This window comes from Solidesulfovibrio aerotolerans, assembly GCF_009856865.1.
Taxonomy (GTDB): domain Bacteria; phylum Desulfobacterota; class Desulfovibrionia; order Desulfovibrionales; family Desulfovibrionaceae; genus Solidesulfovibrio; species Solidesulfovibrio aerotolerans.
The window spans coordinates 1-22,943 of sequence record NZ_WVUD01000025.1 but is presented as its reverse complement, the minus strand read 5'-3'; the positions used below and the strand labels follow the sequence as shown (position 1 = coordinate 22,943).

At 64.3% G+C, this 22,943-nt stretch carries 22 protein-coding genes; 16 read left to right on the top strand and 6 right to left on the bottom strand.

Annotation, left to right across the window (positions count from 1 at the left end):
- Position 1: 1 nt before the first annotated feature.
- From GTA51_RS13345 to GTA51_RS13335, 3 genes are all read left to right on the top strand, one after another.
- The gene (locus GTA51_RS13345; RefSeq protein ID WP_160961826.1) at positions 2-718 is read left to right on the top strand and encodes a flagellar hook assembly protein FlgD; all 717 of its coding nucleotides are present in this window, start codon (positions 2-4) and stop codon (positions 716-718) included.
- Between the two features lie 35 nt (positions 719-753).
- On the top strand, positions 754-2,418 hold the full coding sequence (locus GTA51_RS13340; RefSeq protein ID WP_160961824.1) for a flagellar hook protein FlgE: 1,665 nt from the start codon (positions 754-756) through the stop codon (positions 2,416-2,418).
- A 285-nt stretch (positions 2,419-2,703) separates the two neighbouring features.
- Positions 2,704-3,597 (top strand): flagellin N-terminal helical domain-containing protein, encoded by an 894-nt coding sequence (locus tag GTA51_RS13335; RefSeq protein ID WP_160961822.1) that lies wholly within the window; start codon positions 2,704-2,706, stop codon positions 3,595-3,597.
- 370 nt (positions 3,598-3,967) lie between these two features.
- On the opposite strand, the gene rnc is transcribed toward GTA51_RS13335, so the two are convergent.
- Positions 3,968-4,705 carry a ribonuclease III gene (gene rnc, locus GTA51_RS13330; protein WP_160961820.1) on the bottom strand — a complete coding sequence of 246 codons (738 nt, stop codon included), beginning with the start codon at positions 4,703-4,705 and terminating at the stop codon, positions 3,968-3,970.
- A gap of 276 nt (positions 4,706-4,981) precedes the next feature.
- Between rnc and GTA51_RS13325 the strand changes: the two genes are divergently transcribed.
- The 3 genes from GTA51_RS13325 (at position 4,982) to GTA51_RS13315 (ending at position 9,937) form a co-directional block, all read left to right on the top strand.
- Positions 4,982-6,043: a phosphotransacetylase family protein gene (locus GTA51_RS13325; RefSeq protein ID WP_160961819.1), complete on the top strand. Its 1,062-nt coding sequence runs from the start codon at positions 4,982-4,984 to the stop codon at positions 6,041-6,043.
- Positions 6,044-6,295: 252 nt separating this feature from the next.
- Complete coding sequence (locus GTA51_RS13320; protein ID WP_160961817.1) at positions 6,296-8,758, top strand: CBS domain-containing protein; 2,463 nt, start codon at positions 6,296-6,298, stop codon at positions 8,756-8,758.
- A 132-nt stretch (positions 8,759-8,890) separates the two neighbouring features.
- Entirely contained in the window at positions 8,891-9,937 is a 1,047-nt protein-coding gene (locus GTA51_RS13315; RefSeq protein WP_160961815.1) for a DUF1786 domain-containing protein, read from the top strand.
- A 250-nt stretch (positions 9,938-10,187) separates the two neighbouring features.
- Here the strand turns inward: GTA51_RS13315 and GTA51_RS13310 are convergent, their stop codons facing one another.
- The gene (locus GTA51_RS13310; RefSeq protein ID WP_160961813.1) at positions 10,188-11,105 is read right to left on the bottom strand and encodes a LysR substrate-binding domain-containing protein; all 918 of its coding nucleotides are present in this window, start codon (positions 11,103-11,105) and stop codon (positions 10,188-10,190) included.
- Between the two features lie 98 nt (positions 11,106-11,203).
- On the opposite strand from GTA51_RS13310, the gene GTA51_RS13305 reads away from it, so the two are divergent.
- Positions 11,204-12,076, top strand: a complete 873-nt coding sequence (locus GTA51_RS13305; RefSeq protein WP_246198132.1) for a carboxymuconolactone decarboxylase family protein — start codon at positions 11,204-11,206, stop codon at positions 12,074-12,076.
- A 291-nt stretch (positions 12,077-12,367) separates the two neighbouring features.
- Here GTA51_RS13305 and GTA51_RS13300 read toward each other — a convergent pair whose 3' ends face one another.
- Entirely contained in the window at positions 12,368-13,219 is an 852-nt protein-coding gene (locus GTA51_RS13300; RefSeq protein ID WP_160961812.1) for a YitT family protein, read from the bottom strand.
- A 152-nt stretch (positions 13,220-13,371) separates the two neighbouring features.
- On the opposite strand from GTA51_RS13300, the gene GTA51_RS13295 reads away from it, so the two are divergent.
- Positions 13,372-14,088, top strand: coding sequence for a hypothetical protein (locus GTA51_RS13295; RefSeq protein ID WP_343039514.1), 717 nt, complete (start codon positions 13,372-13,374; stop codon positions 14,086-14,088).
- A gap of 128 nt (positions 14,089-14,216) precedes the next feature.
- Here GTA51_RS13295 and GTA51_RS13290 read toward each other — a convergent pair whose 3' ends face one another.
- Together GTA51_RS13290 and GTA51_RS13285 are read right to left on the bottom strand one after the other, a co-directional pair.
- Positions 14,217-14,648 carry an SH3 domain-containing protein gene (locus tag GTA51_RS13290; RefSeq protein ID WP_160961810.1) on the bottom strand — a complete coding sequence of 144 codons (432 nt, stop codon included), beginning with the start codon at positions 14,646-14,648 and terminating at the stop codon, positions 14,217-14,219.
- 21 nt (positions 14,649-14,669) lie between these two features.
- The gene (locus GTA51_RS13285) at positions 14,670-15,140 is read right to left on the bottom strand and encodes a hypothetical protein (RefSeq protein WP_160961809.1); all 471 of its coding nucleotides are present in this window, start codon (positions 15,138-15,140) and stop codon (positions 14,670-14,672) included.
- A 102-nt stretch (positions 15,141-15,242) separates the two neighbouring features.
- Here GTA51_RS13285 and GTA51_RS13280 point away from each other — a divergent pair, with 102 nt between their 5' ends.
- The 6 genes from GTA51_RS13280 to pal all read left to right on the top strand — a co-directional run bounded on the left by GTA51_RS13280 (position 15,243) and on the right by pal (position 20,805).
- Positions 15,243-16,004 (top strand): SIR2 family NAD-dependent protein deacylase, encoded by a 762-nt coding sequence (locus tag GTA51_RS13280; protein WP_160961807.1) that lies wholly within the window; start codon positions 15,243-15,245, stop codon positions 16,002-16,004.
- A 32-nt stretch (positions 16,005-16,036) separates the two neighbouring features.
- Entirely contained in the window at positions 16,037-16,789 is a 753-nt protein-coding gene (locus tag GTA51_RS13275) for a MotA/TolQ/ExbB proton channel family protein (RefSeq protein WP_160961805.1), read from the top strand.
- Positions 16,790-16,792: 3 nt separating this feature from the next.
- Entirely contained in the window at positions 16,793-17,245 is a 453-nt protein-coding gene (tolR, locus tag GTA51_RS13270; protein WP_160961803.1) for a protein TolR, read from the top strand.
- A 45-nt stretch (positions 17,246-17,290) separates the two neighbouring features.
- The gene (tolA, locus tag GTA51_RS13265) at positions 17,291-18,517 is read left to right on the top strand and encodes a cell envelope integrity protein TolA (RefSeq protein WP_160961801.1); all 1,227 of its coding nucleotides are present in this window, start codon (positions 17,291-17,293) and stop codon (positions 18,515-18,517) included.
- A gap of 191 nt (positions 18,518-18,708) precedes the next feature.
- On the top strand, positions 18,709-20,034 hold the full coding sequence (locus GTA51_RS13260; RefSeq protein WP_160961800.1) for a PD40 domain-containing protein: 1,326 nt from the start codon (positions 18,709-18,711) through the stop codon (positions 20,032-20,034).
- A 255-nt stretch (positions 20,035-20,289) separates the two neighbouring features.
- Complete coding sequence (pal, locus tag GTA51_RS13255; protein ID WP_160961798.1) at positions 20,290-20,805, top strand: peptidoglycan-associated lipoprotein Pal; 516 nt, start codon at positions 20,290-20,292, stop codon at positions 20,803-20,805.
- A gap of 103 nt (positions 20,806-20,908) precedes the next feature.
- On the opposite strand, the gene GTA51_RS13250 is transcribed toward pal, so the two are convergent.
- Positions 20,909-21,730, bottom strand: coding sequence for a hypothetical protein (locus GTA51_RS13250; RefSeq protein ID WP_160961796.1), 822 nt, complete (start codon positions 21,728-21,730; stop codon positions 20,909-20,911).
- A gap of 202 nt (positions 21,731-21,932) precedes the next feature.
- Between GTA51_RS13250 and GTA51_RS13245 the strand changes: the two genes are divergently transcribed.
- A complete protein-coding gene (locus tag GTA51_RS13245) occupies positions 21,933-22,718 on the top strand; it encodes a DUF2092 domain-containing protein (protein WP_160961794.1) in 786 nt (261 codons plus the stop codon).
- A gap of 10 nt (positions 22,719-22,728) precedes the next feature.
- A partial coding sequence (locus GTA51_RS20630; RefSeq protein WP_211922568.1) for a hypothetical protein occupies positions 22,729-22,943 on the top strand: 215 nt, incomplete at its 3' end.

The window sequence follows — 22,943 nt, the reverse complement described above, 5'->3', positions numbered from 1 at the left end:
CATGAGTTACGTCGACAGTCTTCTTTCCTCCACCGCGGCCAGTACCGCCAGTTCCACGGCTTCTTCCAGTTCGACCACGTCTGGTCTGGGGATGGATGCCTTCCTGCAGTTGCTCGTGACGCAGTTGCAGTACCAGGATCCATTAAGCCCCATGGATGACAAGGAATTCGTAGCAGAGTTGGCCCAGTTCTCAAGCCTTGAGCAGCTCACCGAAATCAATTCCGGCATAGACAAGCTGTCCTCCATCGGCCAGGAGCAGCAGTTGCTCGGCGCGGTCAACTTCATCGGCAAGACCATCGAAGCCACCGGTACTGCCGTCAGCCTGAGCGAGGGTGAAGCCACCGCCGTGACCTTCAGCCTGCCCGAAGACGCCGCCACCTGCCTGGTCAACGTCCTGGACAGCGCCGGCAGCATCGTGCGCACCGTGGACCTCGGGGCCACCACCGCCGGCGATGTGGAATTCGCCTGGGACGGCAAGGATTACGACGGCAACGTCCAGGACGACGGGCAGTACCAGGTGTCCGTCACCGCCACCAACGCCGACGGCGAAGTCATGACAGTGGGCGCTACCATGAGCGGCACGGTCGTCGGCATCACGCAGAGCAACGGAACATACTATCTCGATATCGGCAACGGCCGCAATGTGGCCTTCACCGACATCACCAACGTAGTCGATTCGTCGAACGCCAGCGGCAGCGACAGCGACAGCAGCAGCTAGCCGGGCGCGGGAAGCATAAGGGAGAGGAGGTCGTTATGGGAGTTGGATTAGGAACGTCCATGTGGTCCGGAGTGTCGGGCCTTCTGGCGAACTCGACGAAGATGAGCACCATCGGCAACAATCTGGCCAACGTCAACACCGTCGGCTTTAAGGGCGCGCGCACCGATTTCATGGATCTCATGAGCGCGGACATCGGCACTGCCGCCGGCGTCAAGCAGATCGGACGCGGTGTCCGCGTGGGCTCGGTGGTTTCAGACTACTCCCAGGGCGGCCTGGAGACCACCAGCAACAATTTGGATATGGCCATTAACGGCAACGGCTTTTTCATGGTCAAGCAGAAGAGCCAGGTCGGTTCCAACGGCAAGATGCTCAACACCGGCAACGCCACGACCTATTATAGCCGGGCCGGCAACTTCAGCTTCGATTCCGACGGCTATCTGGTCAGCCCCCAGGGCCTGGCCGTCCAGGGCTGGAAGGTGGACCAGGACCGTATCGACTCGGCCACGTCTGCTGGCACCGTCCTCAGCCAGACCCCGGTGACGGGCGAGATTCAGGACATCCGGCTGACCCAGTTCACGAGTCCGGCCAAGGCCACCTCCTCCGTGACCATGGTTACCCAGCTTGATTCGGATACGACCAGCCAGAGTACCCGCGCCGCCTCCAACGGCAACTATTATTCAGCCATGACCGCGCAATGGGACGGCTCCGTCAGCCCGTCCATGCCCACCACGGCCTACGGCTACCAGACCACCATGAAGGTCTACGACGAGAACGGCTCGCCCCATACCCTGACCACGTATTACGACAAGGTTTCCAGTGCCAACGGCAAGTCGTACTGGGAATACACCGTCACCTGCGATCCGAGCGAAGACGGTCGGGTCGATACTGCCGGAACCGCTTTTGCCGGTACCGCCACCGCCGGCCTGCTCATGACCGGCACCATGACCTTCGATTCCTCGGGCAGTCTCGAAAATATGAGCGCCTATACCTTGGCCAGCGGTTCCGCTCCCGGGGCCTTTAACCAGGCTGACTGGACTGCGGCCACGGTGACCAACGGCTACCCGAATTTCACCGCCAACTTCAAGTCCGTTTCCAATGCGAGTTACACCACCTCGGCAAGCGCACTGAACATTTCCTTAAACATCGGCCTGAACAATAAGGACGGTTTCGTGGCTGGCAGCGGTGGCTCGACCCTGGCTGACGCCAATGCGAATCTGGTCACCCCGGACCCCACGGCTCTTGTCTCCTTTAATCCGTCCACGACCACGGTCAACAGCACCGTGACCACCAGCTACGCCACGTCGTCCTCCACGGTGTTTAGTTCGCAAAACGGCTACACGTCGGGATTGCTGACCAGCCTCGCGGTGGATTCCGACGGCGTCCTGACCGGCACGTTCTCCAACGGGCAGACCCAGAAGCTGTGGGCTCTGGCTCTGGCCAACTTCACCAACACGCAAGGCCTCAGCCGCCAGGGCAGCAACCTGTACGCCGCCACCCTGGATTCCGGGCAAGGCACCACCAACCGGGCCAATACCGGCTCTGTCGGCTCCATCTCCGGCAACACGCTGGAAACCTCCAACGTGGACATGGCCACGGAAATGGTCAGCATGATCCTGACCCAGCGCGGCTTTGAAGCCAACAGCAAGACCATCACCACCGTTGACTCCATGCTCTCGGAAGTCATCCAGCTCAAGCGTTAGGCGCGCCATTGCCTTGGCCGCGAAACCGCCCCCGCCAGGGGGCGGTTTCTTTTTTGGTGGTGTGCCCGGCAAAGCTTGCCCGCCTGGACGACCCATGGCGGCGCTGGGGCGGGTCTGGCCAGGCCCAGCGTAAGTTTCTTGGCTCCATCAGGGGATATTTTTTCCCAGGAACAAAAATTATATTATTAAGACACCGTGATTACTTGATAAATTGATTTTGGAACGCCTCCTGCTTTAACAAGGCAAAACCAACACGGATCGTCTGGTTGCAACAAGGAGGTTTCTATGTCTCTGGTTATCAATCATAACATGATGGCTGCCAATGCTTCGCGGAATCTGTCAAATTCCTACGGAGCCCTGGCGACATCCACCCGGCGTCTGTCTTCGGGCCTTCGCATCACCACCGCCGCCGACGACGCGGCCGGATTGGCCATTCGCGAGCTGATGCGCTCGGATATTTCCACCCTGAGCCAGGGTGTGCGCAACGCCAACGATGCCATTTCGCTCATTCAGACGGCCGACGGCGCTCTTGGCGTCATCGATGAAAAGCTCATCCGCATGAAGGAACTGGCCGAACAGGCCGCCACCGGTACCTACACGTCGGACCAGCGTCTTATTATTGACTCGGAATACCAGGCCATGGCCTCGGAAATCACCCGAATCGCCAGCGCCACGGACTTTAACGGCATCTATTTGCTCAACGGCAACCTTTCCAGCGCCACGCACGACGGTTCCGGATTGACACCCTCGGGCAAGCTCAAGGTCCACTTCGGTACCGGCAACGCCAGTTCCGAGGACTATTACTATCTGCAGATCGGCTGCTCCACGGCTTCGGCCTTCGGCGTGGGCCTGGGCGCTGCCAATGGTGCCGCCGGCAAGAGTATCTCCACGCAGGATCTGGCCCAGAAGGCGCTTGACGCCATCACCTCCGCCATTGTCTCCAAGGATAAGATCCGGGCCAACCTGGGTGCGTTGCAAAACCGCCTGGAAAACACCATCTCCAACCTGCAGATCCAGGCCGAAAACCTGCAGTCTGCCGAATCCCAGATTTCCGACGTCGATGTGGCCACGGAAATGACCCAGTTCGTGCGCAACCAGATTCTCACCCAGTCGGCCGTAGCCATGCTGGCCCAGGCCAACTCGCTGCCCAAGATGGCCATGCAGCTCATCAGCGGCTAAGCCTGATAGTTAGGCGTACGCAATGGAAAAGGACCAGGGAGGCGTGGATCGCGGGACTGCAATCCCTCCCTGGTCCGAAGCCGGCGGCGCGTGACATGACGGAATTTTGACGCGGGGAACCGCACGCCCCGCCGCGCCAGCGCAGCGGTGGTCGCGCCGCAGCCCGCGACGGCGCAGAGAAGGACACCGGGCGACTCCGCGTACAGGGCTGTCGCCAGGGTGCCTCGCGCCGGTGCAGACAAAGCGGCAGGTGATTTGGGTGGGCGCTACGGCCTGTCGCGTTGTGAAAAAACAGATGTGTTTTCAGAAAAAACAATGATTACAGGATTTTGTCATGCAAAGAGCATGGCGGCCTTTCCAGAACGCACCGCTAGTCGGTATCGGTAAACGCTTCCTGGCCCAATGACTGCAAGGCCAACCGGGCCGCCATCTGCTCGGCTTTTTTCACGCTTTTTTCCGTAGCCAGGACTTCCCGGCCACACGGCAGGGTCAGGCGCACCTCAAACCGTTTGTCGTGCTCCGGGCCGGCGCTGCCAAGCAGGGCATAGGTCGGCCGGGTCTTGTGGGTTTTCTGGGTGTATTCCTGCAACCGGCTTTTAAAATCCTTGGTCTTTGGCGCGGCGGGTCTGGCCGGCCACAGGCCGTCAAACACCCGGTCCACAAACTCCCGGGCGGCCCCGTAGCCGCCGTCGAGAAATACCGCCCCGACCACCGCCTCGAACACGTCGCTGAGAAGCGACGAGCGCGACCGGCCGCCCTGGTTCTCCTCCCCCCGCCCCAGCAGCACATGGCTTTCCAACTGGAGCCGCCGGGCCATCTCCGCCAGGCTGGACTCATTGACGAGTTGGGAACGCAGCAAGGTCAGTTCGCCTTCCGGGGCTTCGGGGAACCGGGAAAAAAGTTCCGCTGAGACGCACAGCTCCAAAACCGCGTCGCCCAAAAATTCCAGGCGTTCGTTATGGCCTGCGTTTTCACCGCGTTCGTTGGCAAAAGAACTGTGGGTCAGCGCCGTGGCCAGCAGCCGGGGATCGGCAAAAGCGTGGCCTAAGGCGGCGGCGATGGTGTCGCCGGCGACGGCCTGGGCGGCGGGGGGGGATACTGCGGGCATGGGGCGGCTCCGTAAGCTGGGTTGCGTCGTGCGGGCGGCAAGGGAGGCGGGAAGCCTCGTGCGCGACAGCGTCCCTACGCCTTAGCCTTTCCCGGTCCCGATTCCAACCCGAACCAGCCACCCGAACCGGCTAGCAGCTGTTTTTACGCCCAGTCCCGCCAATTGTCTTGATTATCATGGCCGGGGAAGGCATTTTACAGAGACGAGGCGGCCGTGCCCGATCAGGGCCGGCGAAGTGCGATGCGGACCCCGGGGCCGCCACAGCAGGAGGGTGCCATGGCTGGATTATACGTGGGAGCGACGGCCGGATATTCGGGCAAGAACATGGTGGTCATGGGCCTGGGGCTGCGCCTGCAAAAAGAAGGCTACCGCGTCGGCTACTTAAAACCCGTAGGGGCCGTGCCCAAGGAAATCGATGGCCGGCTGTGGGATGAGGACGCCTACCATGTCCAGCGAATCCTTCGCACCAACGAAGAACCGCAGACCCTGACCCCGGTCATTGCCACCCATGATTTTCAGGTCCGGGCCTTCCGCAACCAGGTCGGCGACGTCATGGCCTCCATCCGCGACGCCTATGCCACCGTCAGTGCCGGAAAAGACGTCACCATCGTGGGCGGTTCCGGCGGCATGCACACCGGCCGCTACTGCCAGGCCGACGGCGTGCGGGTGGTGCACGAACTGGGTATCAAAGCGCTGGTCATCGACCGCTATTCCAAGGAACTCAACTACGACTATCTGCTCGTGCTCAAGGAGCAGCTTGGCGACCATCTGGCCGGCGTCATCTTAAACGACGTGGCCCCCAATTTCATGGACGAGACCAACAAGCTCATCGTGCCGTTTTTGCGCGACCGGGGCATCCGCGTCCTGGGCGTCATTCCCAAGGATCCCCTCATGGGAGCCATCAAGGTATCGGATCTGGCCGACCGGCTGGGCGGCAAGGTCATAAGCGCCCACCACAAGTCGGATCGCATCGTGGAAAGTTTTCTCATCGGCACCATGCAGGTGGAAAACTTCATGACCCATTTCCGCCGCCAGAAAAATTCCGCCATCATCGTCGGCGGCGACCGCTCCGACGTCCATCTCGTGGCCCTGGAAGGCGACAGCCCGTGTCTGGTGCTCACCGGCAACCTCTATCCCAACGACATCATCCTGACCCGCTCCGAGGTGCTGGAAATTCCCATCATCGTGGTGCGCGAAGACACCTACACCGTGGCCAAGAAGATGGAGACGCTGTTGATGCGCCACAAACTGCGCGACGAGATCAAAATCCGCCAGGGCGCGCAGTTGATTAACGCCAATCTGGATTTCGCGGTCCTGCGGGAACAGCTCGGGCTGTAGCCGCGCCCGGGGCGCCGTTGTCGCGGGGCGCAACCGGGAGCGACGGGCTGTTTCCGGCCCAGGCCTGCGGCCCCGCCCCAGTTCGGGGCAGGCGCAGGGTTGGTTCCAGGTGCCTCGGCCCGGACGGTTGCCGTGCGTTGCGGCGGCGAGGCAGCCCTTTGACAGCGCGTGCGCCCGCTTGCCATCGCCGGTGAATTCGGGCATCGGCCTGCCCACGGCGCTCCCCGCAAGGACGCTGCCCAAGGAGGTTGCATGGGCGACAGGCTTTTGGCTGAAATCATCACCCCGGACGTTATTGCCATATCCCCCGACGCCCCGGCCCGCGAAGGGCTGGAGATCATGCGGCGGCACGGCATTTCCTGCCTGGTGGTCACCGATGCCGGCCGGCCGGTCGGCATTGTCACCGAGCGCAACGTCTTGTGGGCTGCCGCCCATCGCGGCGGGGATTTTGCCGACCGGCCCGTGCGCGACCTCATGAGCTCGCCCGTGGTCACCGTGGGCGAGGACACGGTGCTGGTCGAGGCCTACCATCTCCTGTCCCAAAAGCGCCTGCGCCATCTGGTCATGGTGGACGCGGCCGGCCAGGTCAAGGGCGTGCTCACCCAGTCCGATCTGGTCCAGCGTCTCGGCTACGATTCCCTGTCCGAAATCAAGCGCGTCAGCGAAATCATGACCCGCGAGGTGGTCACCGCCGGCGGCAACATCACCGTGCGCGAGGCTGTCGGGCGCATGGCCGACCGCTCCATTTCCTGTCTCATCGTGGCCCGCGACGGCCGCCCGGCCGGCATCATCACCGAACGCGACGTGGTGCGCCTTTTGGCCGAAAGCCCGCATCTGGGGCGGCTCAAACTTTACGACATCATGAGCTGTCCGGTGGTGTGCGTGGAAGCCGACCGGCCGGTGTTCGAGGCGGCCCTGGTCATGCGCAAACGGCGCATGCGCCGGCTGGTGGTGGTGGACGACGACCGCCGGGTCATGGGGCTGGTCACCCAGTCCGACATCGTGCGCGGCCTGGAAAGCAAGTACGTGCGCACGCTCAAATCCGCCCTGGAAGAAAAAGACGCGGCCCTGCGGGTGGTTGGCAAGTCGCTGGTCGAAAAGACTATGTTTTTGGACAATCTGCTGCGCTGCGCCGAAATGGGCATTGTCGCCGTGGACGAATGCTGGCGCATCACCTACGTCAACCCGGCGGCCGAGGCCATTTTCGACGTGCGCGCCGAAGCACTGGCCGGGCGCGATCTGCGTGAACTCCATGTCCAGATGGGCGTGGAACTGAGCCGCCTGGGCCGGGGGCTGGAGGCAGTGTCGGCCCACAACGGCTATGATTTCGTTTTCCGTTTTGAGGGAGGCGGGCAGCCCCGGCGCTACGCCGCCCGGGTGTCGGGCATTTATGACAAAGAGGGCATGCCGACCGGCTACGTGCTCATGGCCCGCGACGACACCGACCGCCGCCGGGCCGAAGAGGCACTGGAGGGCCTGACGCGCAACCTTGAAAACCTTGTGGTGGAACGCACCAGCGATCTGGCCCACAAGGCCCGGGAACTGGAAGAGGCCAACGAACGCCTGCGCGGCATGGACGAGATCAAAAGCGCCTTTCTCTCCTCGGTCTCCCACGAACTGCGCACGCCGCTGACCTCGCTGCTCGGCTTTGCCAAGCTTATTGCCAGGGATTTCACCCGGCATTTTTCGCCCCTGGCCGGCGACGACGCCCAACTGTCCAAACGGGGGGCCCGCATCGAGGACAATCTGCGCGTGCTCTCCCACGAGGGCGAACGGCTGGCCCGCCTGCTCAACGATTTCCTTGACCTGTCGCGCATCGAATCCGGCCGCATGCAGTGGCGCGACCGGGAAATCTGCTTAAACGACGTGGTCGCCAGCGCCGTGGCCGCCGTGGCCGGCATTTACGCCACCCGGCCCGAGGTCGATCTGGAGACGCGCCTGCCCGAGATTTCGCCCATTGTCCTGGCCGACCCGGACCGTCTGGAGCAGGTGCTGCTCAACCTTCTCGGCAATGCGGCCAAATTCACTGCCGTGGGCGGGGTCACGGTGGTCGTGTCGCAGCCCAGCCCGGAGATTGGCCGGGTGACGGTGGTGGACACCGGACCGGGCATCGCCCCGGCCGACCGGGAGCTTATTTTCGACAAGTTCCGCCAGGTGCGCCTGGACCCGGAAGGCTCGGCTCCGTCCAAGGGCACGGGCCTGGGGCTGGCCATCTGCCGCGAGATCATGCACCACTACGGCGGGCGCATCTGGGTGGAGCCGGCCCCGGCCCGGGGCGCGGCTTTTGTCTTTGAGTTGCCAACGGTAGCAGGCCAGACCGCCTGCCAGTCGTCGCCGCTGCCCCGCCCCCGGGACCGCGACCGGCCGCTGGTGCTCGTGGTGGACGACGACCCGGCCGTGTCTTCGTTCCTCATCCAGTTTCTGGAAGGGGAGGGCTACCGCGTGGCCGCCGCCCACGACGGCGCTTCCGCCCTGGCCGCCGCCCAGAAACTGCGCCCCCACGTCATCACCATGGACATGGCCATGCCCGGCATGGACGGGCGGGCAGCCATCGAGGCCCTGCGCCGCGATCCCTTGCTTTCCCACATCCCCATCCTGGTCATCACCGGCTACGATGTCCCGGCCCCGGGCAGCGCCGACGCGGTGCTCCAAAAGCCGCTGGACCCGGCCCATCTGCTGGCCGCCATCGAGGGATTGCTCCTGCCGCCGGTGTGATGGCCGGCCCGGGGCGTGCCGGCCCAGGTCGGCTCGTTGCGTCAGCGCTTGCGCCATCCTTGCCGGTGCGCCCCTTGAGCTGGCCTGTCCTATGGCGTAGGGAGAATGGCCCCAAGACAAGGAGGCCGTGTCATGCCCCAGCGTCGCGTGTTATGCCTGGACATCGGTTCCGGCACCCAGGATGTGCTCTACCATTTTCCGGATCTTGAACCCGAGAACTGCCCCAAATTCGTGCTGCCCGCCCCGGCCCGGCAGGTGGGGGCGCGGCTGGCCGCGCTGACCGCTGCCGGGCGCGCCGTCTATCTGTGCGGGACCAACATGGGCGGCGGCTTTTTCAAAGCCTACCGGGCGCACCTCAAAGCCGGCCTGCCCCTGGCCGCCCACCCCGACGCCGTGTGGGCGCTCACCGACGACCCCCAGCGCCTGGCGCTGACCACCCCGGTGGTCATCACCCGGGAGCGCCCGGCCGCCCACGTTCCCTTGCCGCTTGCCGACTACGATCCCGGCTCCTGGCGGGCCTTTCTCGGCGCGGCCGGGCTGCCCGAACCGGAACTGGTCGTGGCCTGCGCCCAGGATCACGGCCTGCATCCCGGCAAAAGCAGCCGGGAAGGCCGTTTCCAGCTCTGGGAGCGGTTTTTGCGCGAATCCGGCGGCCGGCCCGAAGCCCTGGTCTATCGTACCCCGCCCCCGGAACTGACCCGGTTGGCCGTGCTGCAAAACGCCATCGGCGGCGGACCGGTGGCCGATTCCGCTGCCGCTGCCGTACTCGGGATGCTGGCCGATCCGGCCATTGCCGCCCGCAGCGATGCCACCGGCGTCATGCTCGTCAATGTCGGCAACAGCCACACCGTGGCCGCGCTGGTCCACCGTCGGCGCATCCACGGCATCTACGAACACCACACCGGCATGCTCGAACCCGACGCCATCTGGGCCGATCTGGAACGCTTCCGCCGGGGAGCGCTTCCCAACGCCGAAGTCTTTGACAGCGGCGGGCACGGCTGCCTGACCCTCGCCCTGCCGCCCGAGGCCGGCATCTTCCCCTATACCTCGGTCATCGGCCCCAAACGGGCCATCTTTGCCGGCTTCGATGTGGATTTCCCCAGCCCCGGCGGCGATATGATGCTGACCGCCTGCCATGGGCTGATCGGCTGGCTCAAAAGCCGCAAGGGCGAGAAATAGGACGGGAAGAGAAGGCAGAAGAGAAGACAGAAGATGCCTCCGGCGGCCGGGAGGGGGTAACCCCCTCCCGGACCCACCCTGCCTGGGACGCGCTTTTGGGCCAGGCAGGGCCTGACCCAAAAGCGCGTCCCAGAAAGTGAGGATTCGGGAAAGGAAATCGCGCGGACCGCTCAAGCGCCACTTCGGCTGTTCTGGTCTGTAGCCGACGAGAGTGCTCGCCAGTGCTGTACCCCTGCTACAACTTTTCTCGTCAAGGGGGTCCGGGGGGGATTATCCCCCCCGGCCGCCGGAGGCACTCTTGGCATTCCTCCACCAACCGCGTCGCCGCGGGCGAGGCGCGGCCGGCGGGGGTGATGGCGGCCAGTTCCACCAGCGGCAGTCCTGGCTCCAGTTCGCGCCACACGACTGCGGCCCGTTGCCAGATCCTCGCCGAGGCCGGCAGCAGCGCCAGCCCCACCCCGGCGGCCACCAGCCCCAGCATGGTGAATTTCGAGACCGCTTCCTGTACCGGCACGGGTGTTGCCCCGGCGGCGGCAAATGCGTCGGCCATGGCCCGGGCCAGGGCCGGCAGGCCGGTGCGCGGCGGCACAATGAGCGGTTGGCCGTTGAGAGCAGCCAGGGGCAGCGGCGTGCTGCCGGCCAGGGCATGGCCGGCCGGCAGGGCCAGAATGTAGGGTTCGCGCGACACGACTTCGATGGCCGCCCCGGGCAGCGTCTGGCCGGTGAAGCGGCAAAATCCCACATCCAGGCGTTCCCCGGCCAGGGCAACGGCCTGCTCCCGGGTGGTCATCTCCCGCAAGGACAGTTCCACCTCCGGGGCCGCCTCCCGGAAGCGGGCCAGGGCCTGGGCCAAAAAAGCGTCCATGGCCGGGTTGACGAACCCGACAGTCAATTTTCCGGCCAGCCCCAGCCCGACCCGCCTTACCTCGTCCCCGGCCGCTGCGGCCAGTTCCAACATAGCCTTGGCCCGTTCCCAAAAAACCCGCCCGGCCGGGGTCAGGGCGACCTGCCGGCTGGTGCGGGCGAAAAGCCGCGTCCCCAGTTCTTCTTCCAGGGCTTTGATGCGCAGGCTCAGCGGCGGTTGGGCCATGGCCAGCCGCTGGGCTGCCCGGCCAAAATGCAGTTCTTCGGCCACGGCCACAAAACACTCGAAATCCCGCAGTTCCATGGATTGATATGTTTCACGTATCAATCGCTGCGTAAATTGATATTTCCCATATGGCTCGTCCGGGCCTAGCGTGCAGCCAGTCAGGCAAGGAGGCGACCATGTCCAAGCCGTCCCGTTGTTGCTGGCTGGCCGTCCTGGTTCTGGGACTGGCCCTTGGCCCGAAACCCGTACAGGGAGAGACGCAAATGGAAACGAACCAACGCTACGAGCGCGGTTTTGCCGCGTTAGCTGCCCTGGCTCCGCAAAAGGCCCAGGCCGTGCAGGACGCGCTGGCCGACATTGCCCCGGATCTGGGACGTTTTGTCATCGAATTTGGCTACGGCGACATTTTTACGCGTCCGGGATTGACGCCGGCGCTGCGCCAGGTTGCCACCATCGCGGCGCTTACGGCGCTTGGCAACGCCGCACCCCAGCTGGCCTTTCACGTCGAGGCCGGGTTGACCGCCGGGTTGTCCCCCGAGGCCATTATCGAGGTCGTCTACGTGGCCACGGTCTTTGCCGGTTTTCCGGCTGGCCTCAATGCCATCGCCGTGTGCCGCGAGGTGTTTGCGGCCAAGGGCGTTACGGTGGCCAAGCGCCCGGCCCATCCAGCCGGCGAGACGGATCGCCGCCGTCGCGGGCTGGCCACTTTGGCCCTGACCAGCCGGGATGCCGGGGAGCGGGTGGTGGCGTCTCTGGCCGATATCGCCCCGGATCTGGCGGATTTTATTTTGGATTTTTCCTATGGCGATGTCATCTCCAGACAGATTCTCTCGCCCGGCCAAAAAGAGATCGCCATGATGGCGGCGGCCACGGCCCGGGGAACCATGACGCCGCAACTCAAAGTCCACGTCAAGGCGGCCCGGGCTGTGGGCCTGACCCGGGAGCAGATCGTGGAGACGATTCTTCAGATGGCGGTCTACGCCGGCTTCCCGGCAGCGATAAACGCTATGCTGGCGGCCAGGGACGCCCTGGCCGAGTTGGGGGAGTAGTGGAAGCAGGGGGAGAGAGAAGGCAGAAGAGGCCTCCGGCGGCCGGGGGGGATAATCCCCCCCGGACCCCCTTGGTGGGAGAAGTATTTTAAGGGGTTATGGGCGTTGGCGGGTAAACTGCCTGGCTATGGACCGGGGCAAGCTTGCCCTGCGGCATTGCCCACCCGAGGGAAGTGCATTTTCGTCCTACCAACTATCGCAGCAACGCCGTTCCCCCTTAACCCCTTGCCTTCAGGTGGGATTCCAAAGGGCTCAGCCCTTTGGCCGCCGGAGGCACTCTTCCTCTTGCATCTAATATACCTTGCGACGAGAAAAGCCTTCGCCCAGGACGTTGAAGGTGTTTTCCACGACGAAGAAGGCGTTTGGGTCGTGGGAGAATACCAGTTCTTCCAGGCGTTTTATTTGCACGGTATTGGTGATGGTCAGGATGACGCGTTTGGATTTGCCGGTATAGGCTCCGGCACCGTGTAAAAAGGTGGCACCGCGTTTCAGGGTGTGGATGATATCCTTGGCGATGTCGTCGGCTTTGTCGGAAATAATGAAGACCATCTTGCGCTGGTTGAAAAGGGCCAGGAAATAGTCCATCACCTTGGAGTTGGTGTAGGACAAGATAATGGAATAGAGGACCAGCGTGGGCTCGTAAAAGGCCAGCCCGGCGGCAAAGATAGCCAGATTGAAAAAGAAGTTGAACTGGCCGATGCGCAGATTGTATTTCTGGTTGAGCCAGATGGCCAGGATGTCGGTGCCGCCGGCCGAGCCCAGGGTGCGCAGCATGAGTCCTGAGCCGGCCCCCATGACTGCGCCGCCGAAGATGGCGGCCAGCAGCGGATCGGTAATGAGCGTGCGCTCGGGCATAAGCTGCATGAAAAGGCTCAAAATGCCCATGCCGTAGACGGTGTAGAGGATGAACCGGCGCGACAGGGTCACCCAGCCAAGGCCCATCAGCGGCAGGTTGAGCAGGAAATAATACACACCCGGCCCGAGCACGCCGGTGAGGTAATAGAGCAGCAGGGCCACGCCCGAGACGCCGCCGGACATGAGGCCCTTGGCCATGACGATGTCCTTGACGCCTATGCTGTAGATAGCGGCTCCGAAAGTGAGCAGACCGATGTTAAAGACTGGGCTGTTGGTTATGCGTTGCATGCTCTGACTGGTAGTGCCGGTTGGGTGCCTTGGCAAGGCCCGTTTGGACGCGGCCCGGGGCTTGCCAGCGCAGCGCGCCGGGTGTAGCCGCATAGAGTGAAAAAGGCGGCCTCCGTACCGGGCCGGTTCGCAAAACCAGCCGGGGAGGGTGTGTGGTGGATGACATCTGGGAACGTGTAAGCGCGGTCTTGCTGGCGTTTGTGGGCAAGGCGGCTGATTTTTTATTGGAGCTTGGTGACGCTGCCGGGCGCAAGGCCCTGGAGCTTGGGGCGGGCGCGGCCGGCAAGTTGGAGGCGCTGGGGGCCAGGATCGCGGCGGTGCCGCTTTGGATTGTGCTGCCCGGGGGGCTTTTGGTTGTGGGCTTGCTGGTCTGCTACATCTTGCGGCAGCGGCTGTATGACCGGGTGCTTGTCTATCATCTGGTGTGGCTTAAGCGGCGCGGGTTCGCCCGCCAGCGTCTGACCGTTGCCCGGGGAGCGGTGCGCGAGACCGTGGAGGCCATGGCCCGCCGGGTGCCATTGCCCCGGCGTTTTGCCGCCATCGCTTTGTACGAGGTCCATCCCGACCGCTATCTGGTGGCCTATGGGCCGGCCGGAGGGGTGGCCGAAGACGTGCGTTTCTACCGCCGGGATCTGCGGGCGGGGCTGGCCGCCATGGGCAATGACATCATCGACTATTTTCACAAAAACGCCCGGATGCTCCATGCCGATGCCGAGTTGCGGGCGCTTTTTATCGTGCTGGACGACCTGGACCCGGGCTTTGCGGCCTGCCGTGCGGCCCTGGGCGGCGAGGAAAAAAAGCGGACGGCCAGCGGCACATCGCCGCAAACCGTCCGCGAACTGGCTCTGGAGCGCGCAGGCACCCCGTAACCGAGGCGGCAGGATTTTCCCTTTGCAAAGGCCGGGTGCTGGTCCCCGCTCCGTGCTTATTTCTTCCCCAGGAAGGGAGGGTCCGGGAGGGGGCTACCCCCTCCCGGCCGCCGGAGGCGTTCCCCCGCTCAGCGTGTCAGGCGGTTGCGCTTGGTCCAGCCTTCGAGGCGGGAACCGGGCACGTGCACCAGCACGAAGGGACCATCCCAGGCCAGGATCTGCACCGGCGTGCCGCGCGACAGGGCGGTGGTCGGTGGGCAGGCTTCGCCGGGGCAGGAGCGCAGGGTGATGGAGCGTCGGGCCACCTGTTTGATAGCGGGATCATAGACCGGTGCCGGGGCATAGACCGGCGGCGGCATGTAGCGGGGCGGCGGCACGTAGCGCGGCGGCGGCATGTAGCGCGGCGGCGGGTAGTAGCCCGGCGGCGGCGCTGCGGGCCGGCAGCCGCCCGGGGTCCAGATCATGCCCGGCGGGCAGGGTTGGGCCTGACCCGGCTGGGGCAGGGCCAGGACGCCGAGACAGACGGCAAGGCCAAGGACGAGGGCAAGGGTGCGGTTCATGGCGTCATCCTTTACGGGCGGTTAACGCATGTTGGCCCGGGTGGTGCAGCTGACGAAGGCGACGTTGCACTGGTTGTTGCACATGGTTCTGGAGCGGCCGCGGGTGCGGTAGTTGCAGTTCCGGGCGCAGGACGTCTGGCGCTGGTTGCAGCGCATGAGGGCCTTGGCCTGCCGGTTCTGATGCCGTCTCGAGGGCGCATAGCCCGGCGGCGGGCCGCTGGGCATGGGTGCGACCATGACCGGCGGTGGGACCATGGGCGGCCTGGGCTGCTGGACGCCATAGCCGCCGCGGTGCTGCTGTCCCTGGGGCTGGCCTTGCTGCTGGCCCCAGGGCTGCTGCTCCTGGGGTGGTTGGCCTGGCGGCTGGTCCTGCTGGTAGCCAAACGGGGGCGGGGTCTGCTGCTGGGCCAGGGTCATGTTCCCGGCGGCGAAGCCCTGGACCGGCAGGGCCAGAACAACCGCCAGGGTCAGGATGCGGATGGATTTTTGCATGGGAGTGTCCCTCCTTGGGACATGTCTACGGATCGACACGTATGGGGCACTATAAGCCTGTTGCGGAAAACTACAATGTGTTTTGTTGCGATTGGGGGAAACATGCCGGAAGTGGCGCTGGAAAAAGCCCTGGAGCAGGCGGCCGGGATGCTGCGCCGGGCCGGGTCGGTCGTTGCGCTGACCGGGGCCGGGGTGTCGGTGGCCAGCGGTATTCCGGATTTTCGCAGTCCCGGCGGGCTGTGGGAACGCCATGATCCCATGGCCGTGGCCACGGCCGAAGCGCTGGTCCGCCGCCCCGACCGGGTGTGGGCTTTTTTGCATGAAGTCCTTGGTATGGTGGCTGCGGCCCGACCCAATCCGGCCCATTTCGCTTTGGCCCAATTGGAGGCGGCAGGGCGGCTTGCGGGGATTATAACCCAGAATATCGATGGGTTGCATCAGGCCGCCGGCTCGCGCAACGTGGTCGAATACCACGGCGGTCTGGGCCATTTCGCCTGCATGGGGTGTGGCCGCGACCACGATCCGGCCCTGGCCAAAGGTCTTGCGCCCGAGGCCTTGCCCTGGCATTGCGAAGCCTGCGGCGGGGTGGTACGCCCGGACATTGTCTTTTTTGGTGAAGCCATTCCACTTGACGCTCTGCGCAAAAGCGGTCAATTGGCCTTGGCCGCCGACGTAATTGTGGTGGTTGGTACATCGGGGGAGGTCGCCCCGGCCAATTGCCTCCCCCGGGAGGTCAAGGCCAGGGGCGGGGGTGTTGTGGTAATCAATCTTGCGGAAAGCGCCTTTTCGGGCCTGGCCGACGTCAGTCTGTACGCGCCGGCGCAGGAAGTCCTGCCGGCTCTGGCTGCGCGCGTGCTTTCCTAACCAGCTACAAATTTTCCCACAGGTGGGTCGCAATGGACGCGCTTACGCCGCATGGCGGCATATGGGCCATGATGGCCGGCGCTACGCCGACGGTTATATTCGTCTTGTGCGTGCTGGCTTTTATGTCCCTTGGTTGCTGGAGCATTATTTTCGTCAAATTTTTCACCTTGACCGCCGCCAAGCGCGACACGGCCCGGGATTACGAGCGCTTCCAGGAAGCCGACACCCTGCGCGGGGCCATGCAGGCCCTGGGGCAGTCGCGCCACTCGCCGGCGTTTTTCGTCGGGCGCATGGCCTTTGAAGAACTGGTGCGCATGGAGCAGGCCGACCTTGATCCGTCGGAAAAGGGCCACATCGCCATGGACAACATCCGCCGGGTGTTGCGCCAGGGCGTGACCGTTGAACTGGCCAAGCTCTCAAAGTCACTGCCCTTTTTGGCGACAACGGCCAATGCGACGCCCTTTATCGGCCTTTTCGGCACGGTCTGGGGCATCATGAACTCGTTTCATTCCATCGGCCAGCAGCAGTCCGCCGCCCTGGCGGCCGTGGCCCCGGGTATCTCCGAAGCCCTGGTGGCCACAGCCATCGGTCTGGCCGTCGCCATTCCGGCGGTTCTGGCCTACAACTATTTCCTGGGCTTTATTACGGCCATTGAAAACGAACTGGTCAATTTTGCCGGGGCGTTTTTAAACCGCATCCAGCGCGAGGTCACCTGGACTCCCCGCGAAGCCGCCCCGAGCGCTGCGGCGGCCCCGCGCCGCCCGGCTGCTCCCGAGAGGTTCTAGGCCATGGGCATGCAGACCGGCGGCAAAGGGCGGTATCTGGCGGACGTCAACGTCACGCCCTTTGTGGACGTGATGCTCGTGCTGCTGATCATCTTTATGGTCACAGCGCCCATGATGACCCAGGGGCTGGAAGTCGATCTGCCCCAGACCCGGGCTGTGAGCGTTTTGCCCAAGGAAAGCGACAGTCTGGTCATGACCATCAAGGCCGACGGTTCATTGTATCTGGACAAGTACCAGGTGGAGTATGCCGACCTGGAAGGGCAGATCAAACGGCTGGTGACGGATCAGAAGAAACAGCTTTTCCTGCGGGCAGACCAGTCCGTGGCCTATGGCACGGTGGTCAAGGTCATGGGCATCATCAAAGCGGCCGGCGTGGACAAACTCGGCGTCGTGGCCGAGGACGAAAAGACGGCCAAAGCCGCCGCCGCTGCCGTCGGCGCAGCCAAAAAGAAATAGGTCCGGGCGGGACACGGTTCCCGCCTGCGCCCAATCGAGAGCATCATGCGCGTCCTTGGCGGGATATTTTCCATTTTTTTGCATCTGACCGTGGTGTTGGCGAGCTTGTTGTTCGTCAATATGGAACCGGTCAAATTCCAGCTCAACGTGCCGGTTTACGAGGTCGATCTCGTGTCCCTGGCTCCTCCCGGCCTGCCGCCGGGCGAGGCCGGGCTGCCCCCTGGCCCCAAAGGCGCGGGGGAGCGCCCGGAACCCGGCCCGCCGGAACCGGCCGGCGGGCCTGACGAGGCGGCCAAGGCCCCCGAGGAACTGCCCGAGCCGCCCCAGGCTCCGGCCACGCCGGCCAAGCCGATACCGCCCGAGCCGGTGGCTGCCGTGCCTGAGCCGCCCCAGCCCAAACATACCGAGCCCGAGCCCGAGCCCAAAAAGCCCGAGCCCAAACCCAAGCCCGAGCCGGAGCCCAAGGCCAAGCCCATTCCCACGGAACAGGCCAAGCCCGAGCCTGATTTTAAGAAAATCGAGGAAGCCACGCGCAAGGCCGAGGAAGCCAAAAAGCTCGAAGAGGCCAAAAAGGTCGAGGAAGCCAAGAAAAAGGCGGAAGAGACCAAAAAGGCTGAAGAGCACAAGAAGGCCGAAGAAGCCAAAAAGAAGGCGGAAGAGACCAAAAAGGTTGAAGACGCCAAGAAAGCCGAGGATGCCAAAAAGGCGGCCGAGGCGAAAAAGGCCGATGACGCCAAGAAAGCGGCCGACGCCAAGGCAGCCGCGGACGCCAAGGCGGCAGCCGATGCCAAGGCCGCCAAGGATACCCTGGCCCAGGCCCTTAAGGATGCCAAATCCAAGGCCGGTCCCGGCGGCGGTTCCGGCGCGGGCCAGGGGCCGGGCAAGGGCGACGCCGGGGGCGATCCCGTGGCCAAGGCCCTGGCCGACGCCAAACGCGCCGCTGGTGGCGGCGGCGGTGGCACGCCCGGCGGTGCCGGCGGCGGTGGCGGCGGCGTGACCATGGGCGTGTACGGCCAGATCGTGAATCGCGAAGTGAAAAAGAACTGGCGTTTTCCCCAGACCGGTCTCAAACAGGTGTTGATCGCCGTGGTCGAAGTCCACATCGACCCCAGCGGGCGCATCCTCAATGCCCGGCTGGTGCAGCCCTCGGGCCAGGCCAGTTTCGATAGCTCCACGGTCAGGTCTGTGAACGAGACCGAGACCTTGCCGGCTCCGCCGGCCGGACTCAATGTCTTGCAGTTACGATTCAGTTCCCAGGAACTGGGACAGTGACGATTTGAGGCAAATCGTCCCGGGCAATTGCGCCCGGGACGAGATCAGGCTATGAGCGGTGGTATGGTGCGCCAGACCGCCACAACAGGCGGCAGACGCGACGCGCCTTGGCGGACCGGACCCACGTCCCGGACCGCCGGGCCGCCAGGACGCACTCCTTAACCTCCAAAGTTTTTCAGGGACTTCAGGCAATGACCACGCGTAAGCAGATGCTCGTCAATGGTTTTTGGAGCGCGGCCCTGGCCGTCCTCATGTGCCTTCTGGCCAGCCCGGCCCAGGCCCAGTCCTCCCTGGCCGTTGATATCCAGGGGCCTGGACAGGCCAAAATGAATCTGGTCATGGCCCGGCCCTTTGCCGGCGGCGGCCAGCTTACCCCGGCCGACAAGCTCCAGGATCTGATCAACAAGGATTTGCAGTTCCTGCCCTTTTTACAGTTGGTCCCCCCGTCCAACGTGCCGGGGCAGGTGGGCGGCGCCACCGTCGATCAGATCGATTTCAAGCCGTTTTCCCTGGCCAAGGTCGATGTGCTCGTTACCGCCAACTGGACCCCGGGCGGCAACCTCGGCAATGTCGAACTGCGGGCCTTTGAGGTGTATTCGCAAAAAGTGCTGGTCGGCAAAGGCTACGACTCCGTCACCGACGCGCAATTGCCCGATATCGCCGACAAGTTTTGCATGGAACTCATGCAGGCGCTTACCGGCCAGGGTGGTTTTTTCAATTCCCAGATCGCCTTCGTCAAACCCAGTTCCGGCAAGGGCACCGACATCTGGACCGTGCGCCCCACCGGGCGGGGCCTGACCCGGGTGACCAGCTACAACGAACTGGGCATGGCCGTCAGTCCCAGCTGGTCCTTTGACGGCCGGCGCATCGTTTTTACCCTCATCGGTTCGCGCGCCCATTACCTGGGCGTGTGGTCCGGCGGCGGCAAGCCGCAGGTCTACACCCTGCCGTCCACCAACGTCGTCAGCCCGCATTTCCTGCCCGACGGGCAGGTGGCCGTGAGCCTGACCATGCAGGGCAAGGCCGACATCTATCTGCTCGGAGCCGGATTCCAGCCGGGCCGGCCGCTGACATCCGGCGGCGGCATCAAAGTGTCGCCCTCTTTCGACGCCTCGGGCCACACCATGGCCTACGTCTCCGACCAGACCGGCAGCCCCAACATCTACGTGACATCCGTGGGTGGCGGTGGGGGCCGCCGGGTCACCACTTCCGGCTACAACACCAACCCGAGCGTAAGCCCTGACGGCAAGCTCGTTGCCTTCACCAAGCAGCTCGGCAGCGCCCAGAAGGTCTTTGTCCTGGATCTGGGCACCGGCCAGGAAACGCAAGTGACCTCGGGCGGCGGCTCGGACGAGAATCCGTCCTTTTCCCCGGACGGTTATTTCATCGCCTTCTCGTCCACCCGCAGCGGCGGGAAAAAGATTTTCGTGACCACCCGGCACGGCGCGACCCCGGTGATGATCCCCACCGGCGACGGGTCCGCCTCCATGCCGAGTTGGGGGCCGCTGCCCCAGTAAAGGCCTTTGCGCCGGCCCGGGAACGGGGCGGCGTGCGGTCATAACCATGTGGACCTGGGCAAGGGTCTCAGGCAGTTGCGTCATTTTCGCAACACCCCGGAACCTCCATGAATTGCCTGTTGCAATTTATTGCAGGAGGCGTAATTGGGGGCCGGTTCCGGTGGCGCTTCGCCAGCTCAATCCGGGAACAGCCCTGGGGCAAAGCCCTTCGGTTTTTTGACTGCCCTGGCGGGCAATGTGAGGAGGAAGGAAATTATGATGCGTTCGAAGATGATGACTTTGGCTTTGTTGGTTCTGATGCTTTCCCTGGCCGGTTTTGGTTGCGCCAAAAAGGCCGGCGGCCCTGGCGACGGTTCCGGCACCAGCTGGGAAGAGCAGGAGCGGGCTCGTCTGGAACAGGAGCGCGCTCTTCGTGAGAAGCTCGGCGCTGCTTCTGCCGAACTGTCCCAGATGGTCAATTTCGCCCTGGACAGCTCCAATCTGACGGCTGAAGCCCGGCAGAATCTGACCCGCAAGGCCGAGATCCTGCGCCAGTATCCCCAGATCAAGCTGATTGTCGAAGGCAACTGCGACCAGCGCGGCACGGCTGAATACAACCTGGCCCTTGGCGAACGCCGGGCCCAGGCTGCCGCCCAGTACCTGTCCAACCTCGGCATCGGGGCTGATCGCCTGTCCACCGTCAGCTACGGCAAGGAACGTCCCCTGGATCCGGGCACTGGCGAAGCCGCCTGGGCCAAGAACCGCCGCGACGAATTCCGCGCCACCTACTAGGCATTCTTTCGCCACGCGCGCCCAGAACGGCCATCGGGGATTCCCGGTGGCCGTTTTTTTATGGCGCGCCCGGCAGGGGGGCGGTACTTGGCCGTGGCTGCTTTCACAGCCGTAATGCATCCAGCTCCCGCAGCGGCCACACCGCCGCGAAATCAAGGTACCCGGCCACGCGGTTTTGCCGGTCATAGGCCGACGATTCTTCGGGACGTGGGGCGATGCGCCAGACCCAGGCCCGGTCCGGCGGCGGCAGGATAACGCCTTCCAGCGCGTCGCACTGCTCCAGGATCGTTTCCCCGTCGGCCTGCTCCCAGGCCGTGTCGCAGATCAGGCAGATCCTGCCCGGGAGACCGGCCAGCCAATCGAAATGGGCCGTCACCACCCCCCGGTAAAAAGCCTCCCGCTCCGTTTCGGCGACGCGGCTGCCCAGCAGCCGGTAAAACGGGATGGGGAGTTGGGAGGCCAGATTGACCGAGGCCGTCAAATCCGGCCGCAGCCCGGCCAGGATATCCGGCAACGGCGGCGGGCAGGGCAGGGGAGTGCGCCCCCTGGCCGCATCCCGGGCGGCCTGGACCAGGCCGGTGACGTCAGCCACGACCAGACGCACATTGGGCAGGCGTTTGGCCAGTTCCCGGGCCGGGCGGGGATGGTAGGCATCGACCAGGACCACCTGCCCAAAACACCCGGCCAGTTCGGCCACCGGCACATCTAAGCAAGCCCCGGAGCCGAGCATCACGGCCAGCCCCTGTCCCGGAGCCGACGCGGCGGCATCGAGGATGAGCCGCTTGGTGGCCTCCAGATGCGGCTGCCAGGTCGCCCGGCAACGCCGGTGGCGGGCATCGATGGACACGGCTTCCCGGTCCTGCCCCAGGCTTCGGGCCAGACGCGCCCCCCTATCTCGCCACAAGGTGAATAGTTCCCGCAACATGTCGCCTCCTGGGAATGCGGTAAACCAGCCCGGCCTGCGCTGCAACCAGGGAGCGTCCCGGCCACGCTTTTTGCGGGCGTCATCCGGCTTGTCTGCCCGGCCTGTCCGCTTGACACTTGCCGGATGGACTTCTACGGTCAACATACGAAAAAATCGGTTCGCCACGGCGTGTTACGCGAACCGGCTACCCGAGGAGGTAAGCATGCGGCGCATCTTGATACTTGTTGTCCTGCTTGTCTGTCTGGCCGCTGCGGCCCAGGCAGCGCAAGGGACGCCGGGAACCGTCCCCGAACCGGCCCAAACACCGGACATCGCTCCCCAGGCCAGCGCCCCGGTTGCGGCCATGTGCGGGCTGCTGGCTTCCCGCCAGACATTCACTTTCACCGCCGAAGTCAACCATGAGCAGGTCTATCCCAACGGCCAGACCGTGGAACTCACCAATGTCGTCGAGACTGCCGTGTCCCGGCCCGACAAACTCTACGCCCGCATCACCGGCGACGAGCGCGACCGGGTTTTTGTTTATGACGGCAAAACCGTGACCGTGGCCGATCTCGACCGGGGCGTGTACGCTGTCATCGACGCGCCAGCCACCATCGACGCCACCCTGGATATGTTGACTGAAAAGTACGGCATCGTCGCCCCCATGGCCGATCTGCTCTATGCTGATCCGTGCAAGGAAATTTTGGCCAACGTGCGCACCGGCGACTGCGTGGGCGTCCATAGCGCCGCCGGCAAGGCCTGCGACCACCTGTTTTTCTCCCAGAAAAATGCCGACTGGCAGTTGTGGGTGGAAAAGGGCAAGTCGCCCCTGCCGCGAAAGCTGGTCATCAACGACAAAAATCTCATGGGCTGGCCGCAGTACGAGGCCACCTTTGCCGAATGGAATCTGACGCCGCATCTGCCGGCGGGGCTGTTTAGCTTCAAGCCGGGCAACGATCTGCGGCGCATCGATTTCGCCCCCCTCATCGCCCGCCAGGAAGCCAAGTGAGGCTGCTCGTATGAGAAATCACCACAGACGGCATCGACTGGCGTCGCTGGTCATGGTTTTGGCGGCCGCGTTGACCCTGGTGTTTGACGCGCCGGGTCTGCTCACCATGTCCCACCTGTTTGCGCCAGAGGCCCAGGCCCGGGGCGGCGGTGGCGGACGGGGCGGCGGCGGCTTTGGCGGCGGCGGGGGAGGCCCGCGCGGCGGCGGTTTCGGCGCACCGCCGGG

Bases quoted from the DNA above. Each gene is read 5' to 3' on its own strand.
- GTA51_RS13345 (WP_160961826.1), top strand. From the start codon at position 2: ATGAGTTACGTCGACAGTCTTCTTTCCTCCACCGCGGCCAGTACCGCC.
- GTA51_RS13340 (WP_160961824.1), top strand. From the start codon at position 754: ATGGGAGTTGGATTAGGAACGTCCATGTGGTCCGGAGTGTCGGGCCTT.
- GTA51_RS13335 (WP_160961822.1), top strand. From the start codon at position 2,704: ATGTCTCTGGTTATCAATCATAACATGATGGCTGCCAATGCTTCGCGG.
- rnc (WP_160961820.1), bottom strand. From the start codon at position 4,705: ATGCCCGCAGTATCCCCCCCCGCCGCCCAGGCCGTCGCCGGCGACACC.
- GTA51_RS13325 (WP_160961819.1), top strand. From the start codon at position 4,982: ATGGCTGGATTATACGTGGGAGCGACGGCCGGATATTCGGGCAAGAAC.
- GTA51_RS13320 (WP_160961817.1), top strand. From the start codon at position 6,296: ATGGGCGACAGGCTTTTGGCTGAAATCATCACCCCGGACGTTATTGCC.
- GTA51_RS13315 (WP_160961815.1), top strand. From the start codon at position 8,891: ATGCCCCAGCGTCGCGTGTTATGCCTGGACATCGGTTCCGGCACCCAG.
- GTA51_RS13310 (WP_160961813.1), bottom strand. From the start codon at position 11,105: ATGGAACTGCGGGATTTCGAGTGTTTTGTGGCCGTGGCCGAAGAACTG.
- GTA51_RS13305 (WP_246198132.1), top strand. From the start codon at position 11,204: ATGTCCAAGCCGTCCCGTTGTTGCTGGCTGGCCGTCCTGGTTCTGGGA.
- GTA51_RS13300 (WP_160961812.1), bottom strand. From the start codon at position 13,219: ATGCAACGCATAACCAACAGCCCAGTCTTTAACATCGGTCTGCTCACT.
- GTA51_RS13290 (WP_160961810.1), bottom strand. From the start codon at position 14,648: ATGAACCGCACCCTTGCCCTCGTCCTTGGCCTTGCCGTCTGTCTCGGC.
- GTA51_RS13285 (WP_160961809.1), bottom strand. From the start codon at position 15,140: ATGCAAAAATCCATCCGCATCCTGACCCTGGCGGTTGTTCTGGCCCTG.
- GTA51_RS13280 (WP_160961807.1), top strand. From the start codon at position 15,243: ATGCCGGAAGTGGCGCTGGAAAAAGCCCTGGAGCAGGCGGCCGGGATG.
- GTA51_RS13275 (WP_160961805.1), top strand. From the start codon at position 16,037: ATGGACGCGCTTACGCCGCATGGCGGCATATGGGCCATGATGGCCGGC.
- tolR (WP_160961803.1), top strand. From the start codon at position 16,793: ATGGGCATGCAGACCGGCGGCAAAGGGCGGTATCTGGCGGACGTCAAC.
- tolA (WP_160961801.1), top strand. From the start codon at position 17,291: ATGCGCGTCCTTGGCGGGATATTTTCCATTTTTTTGCATCTGACCGTG.
- GTA51_RS13260 (WP_160961800.1), top strand. From the start codon at position 18,709: ATGACCACGCGTAAGCAGATGCTCGTCAATGGTTTTTGGAGCGCGGCC.
- pal (WP_160961798.1), top strand. From the start codon at position 20,290: ATGATGCGTTCGAAGATGATGACTTTGGCTTTGTTGGTTCTGATGCTT.
- GTA51_RS13250 (WP_160961796.1), bottom strand. From the start codon at position 21,730: ATGTTGCGGGAACTATTCACCTTGTGGCGAGATAGGGGGGCGCGTCTG.
- GTA51_RS13245 (WP_160961794.1), top strand. From the start codon at position 21,933: ATGCGGCGCATCTTGATACTTGTTGTCCTGCTTGTCTGTCTGGCCGCT.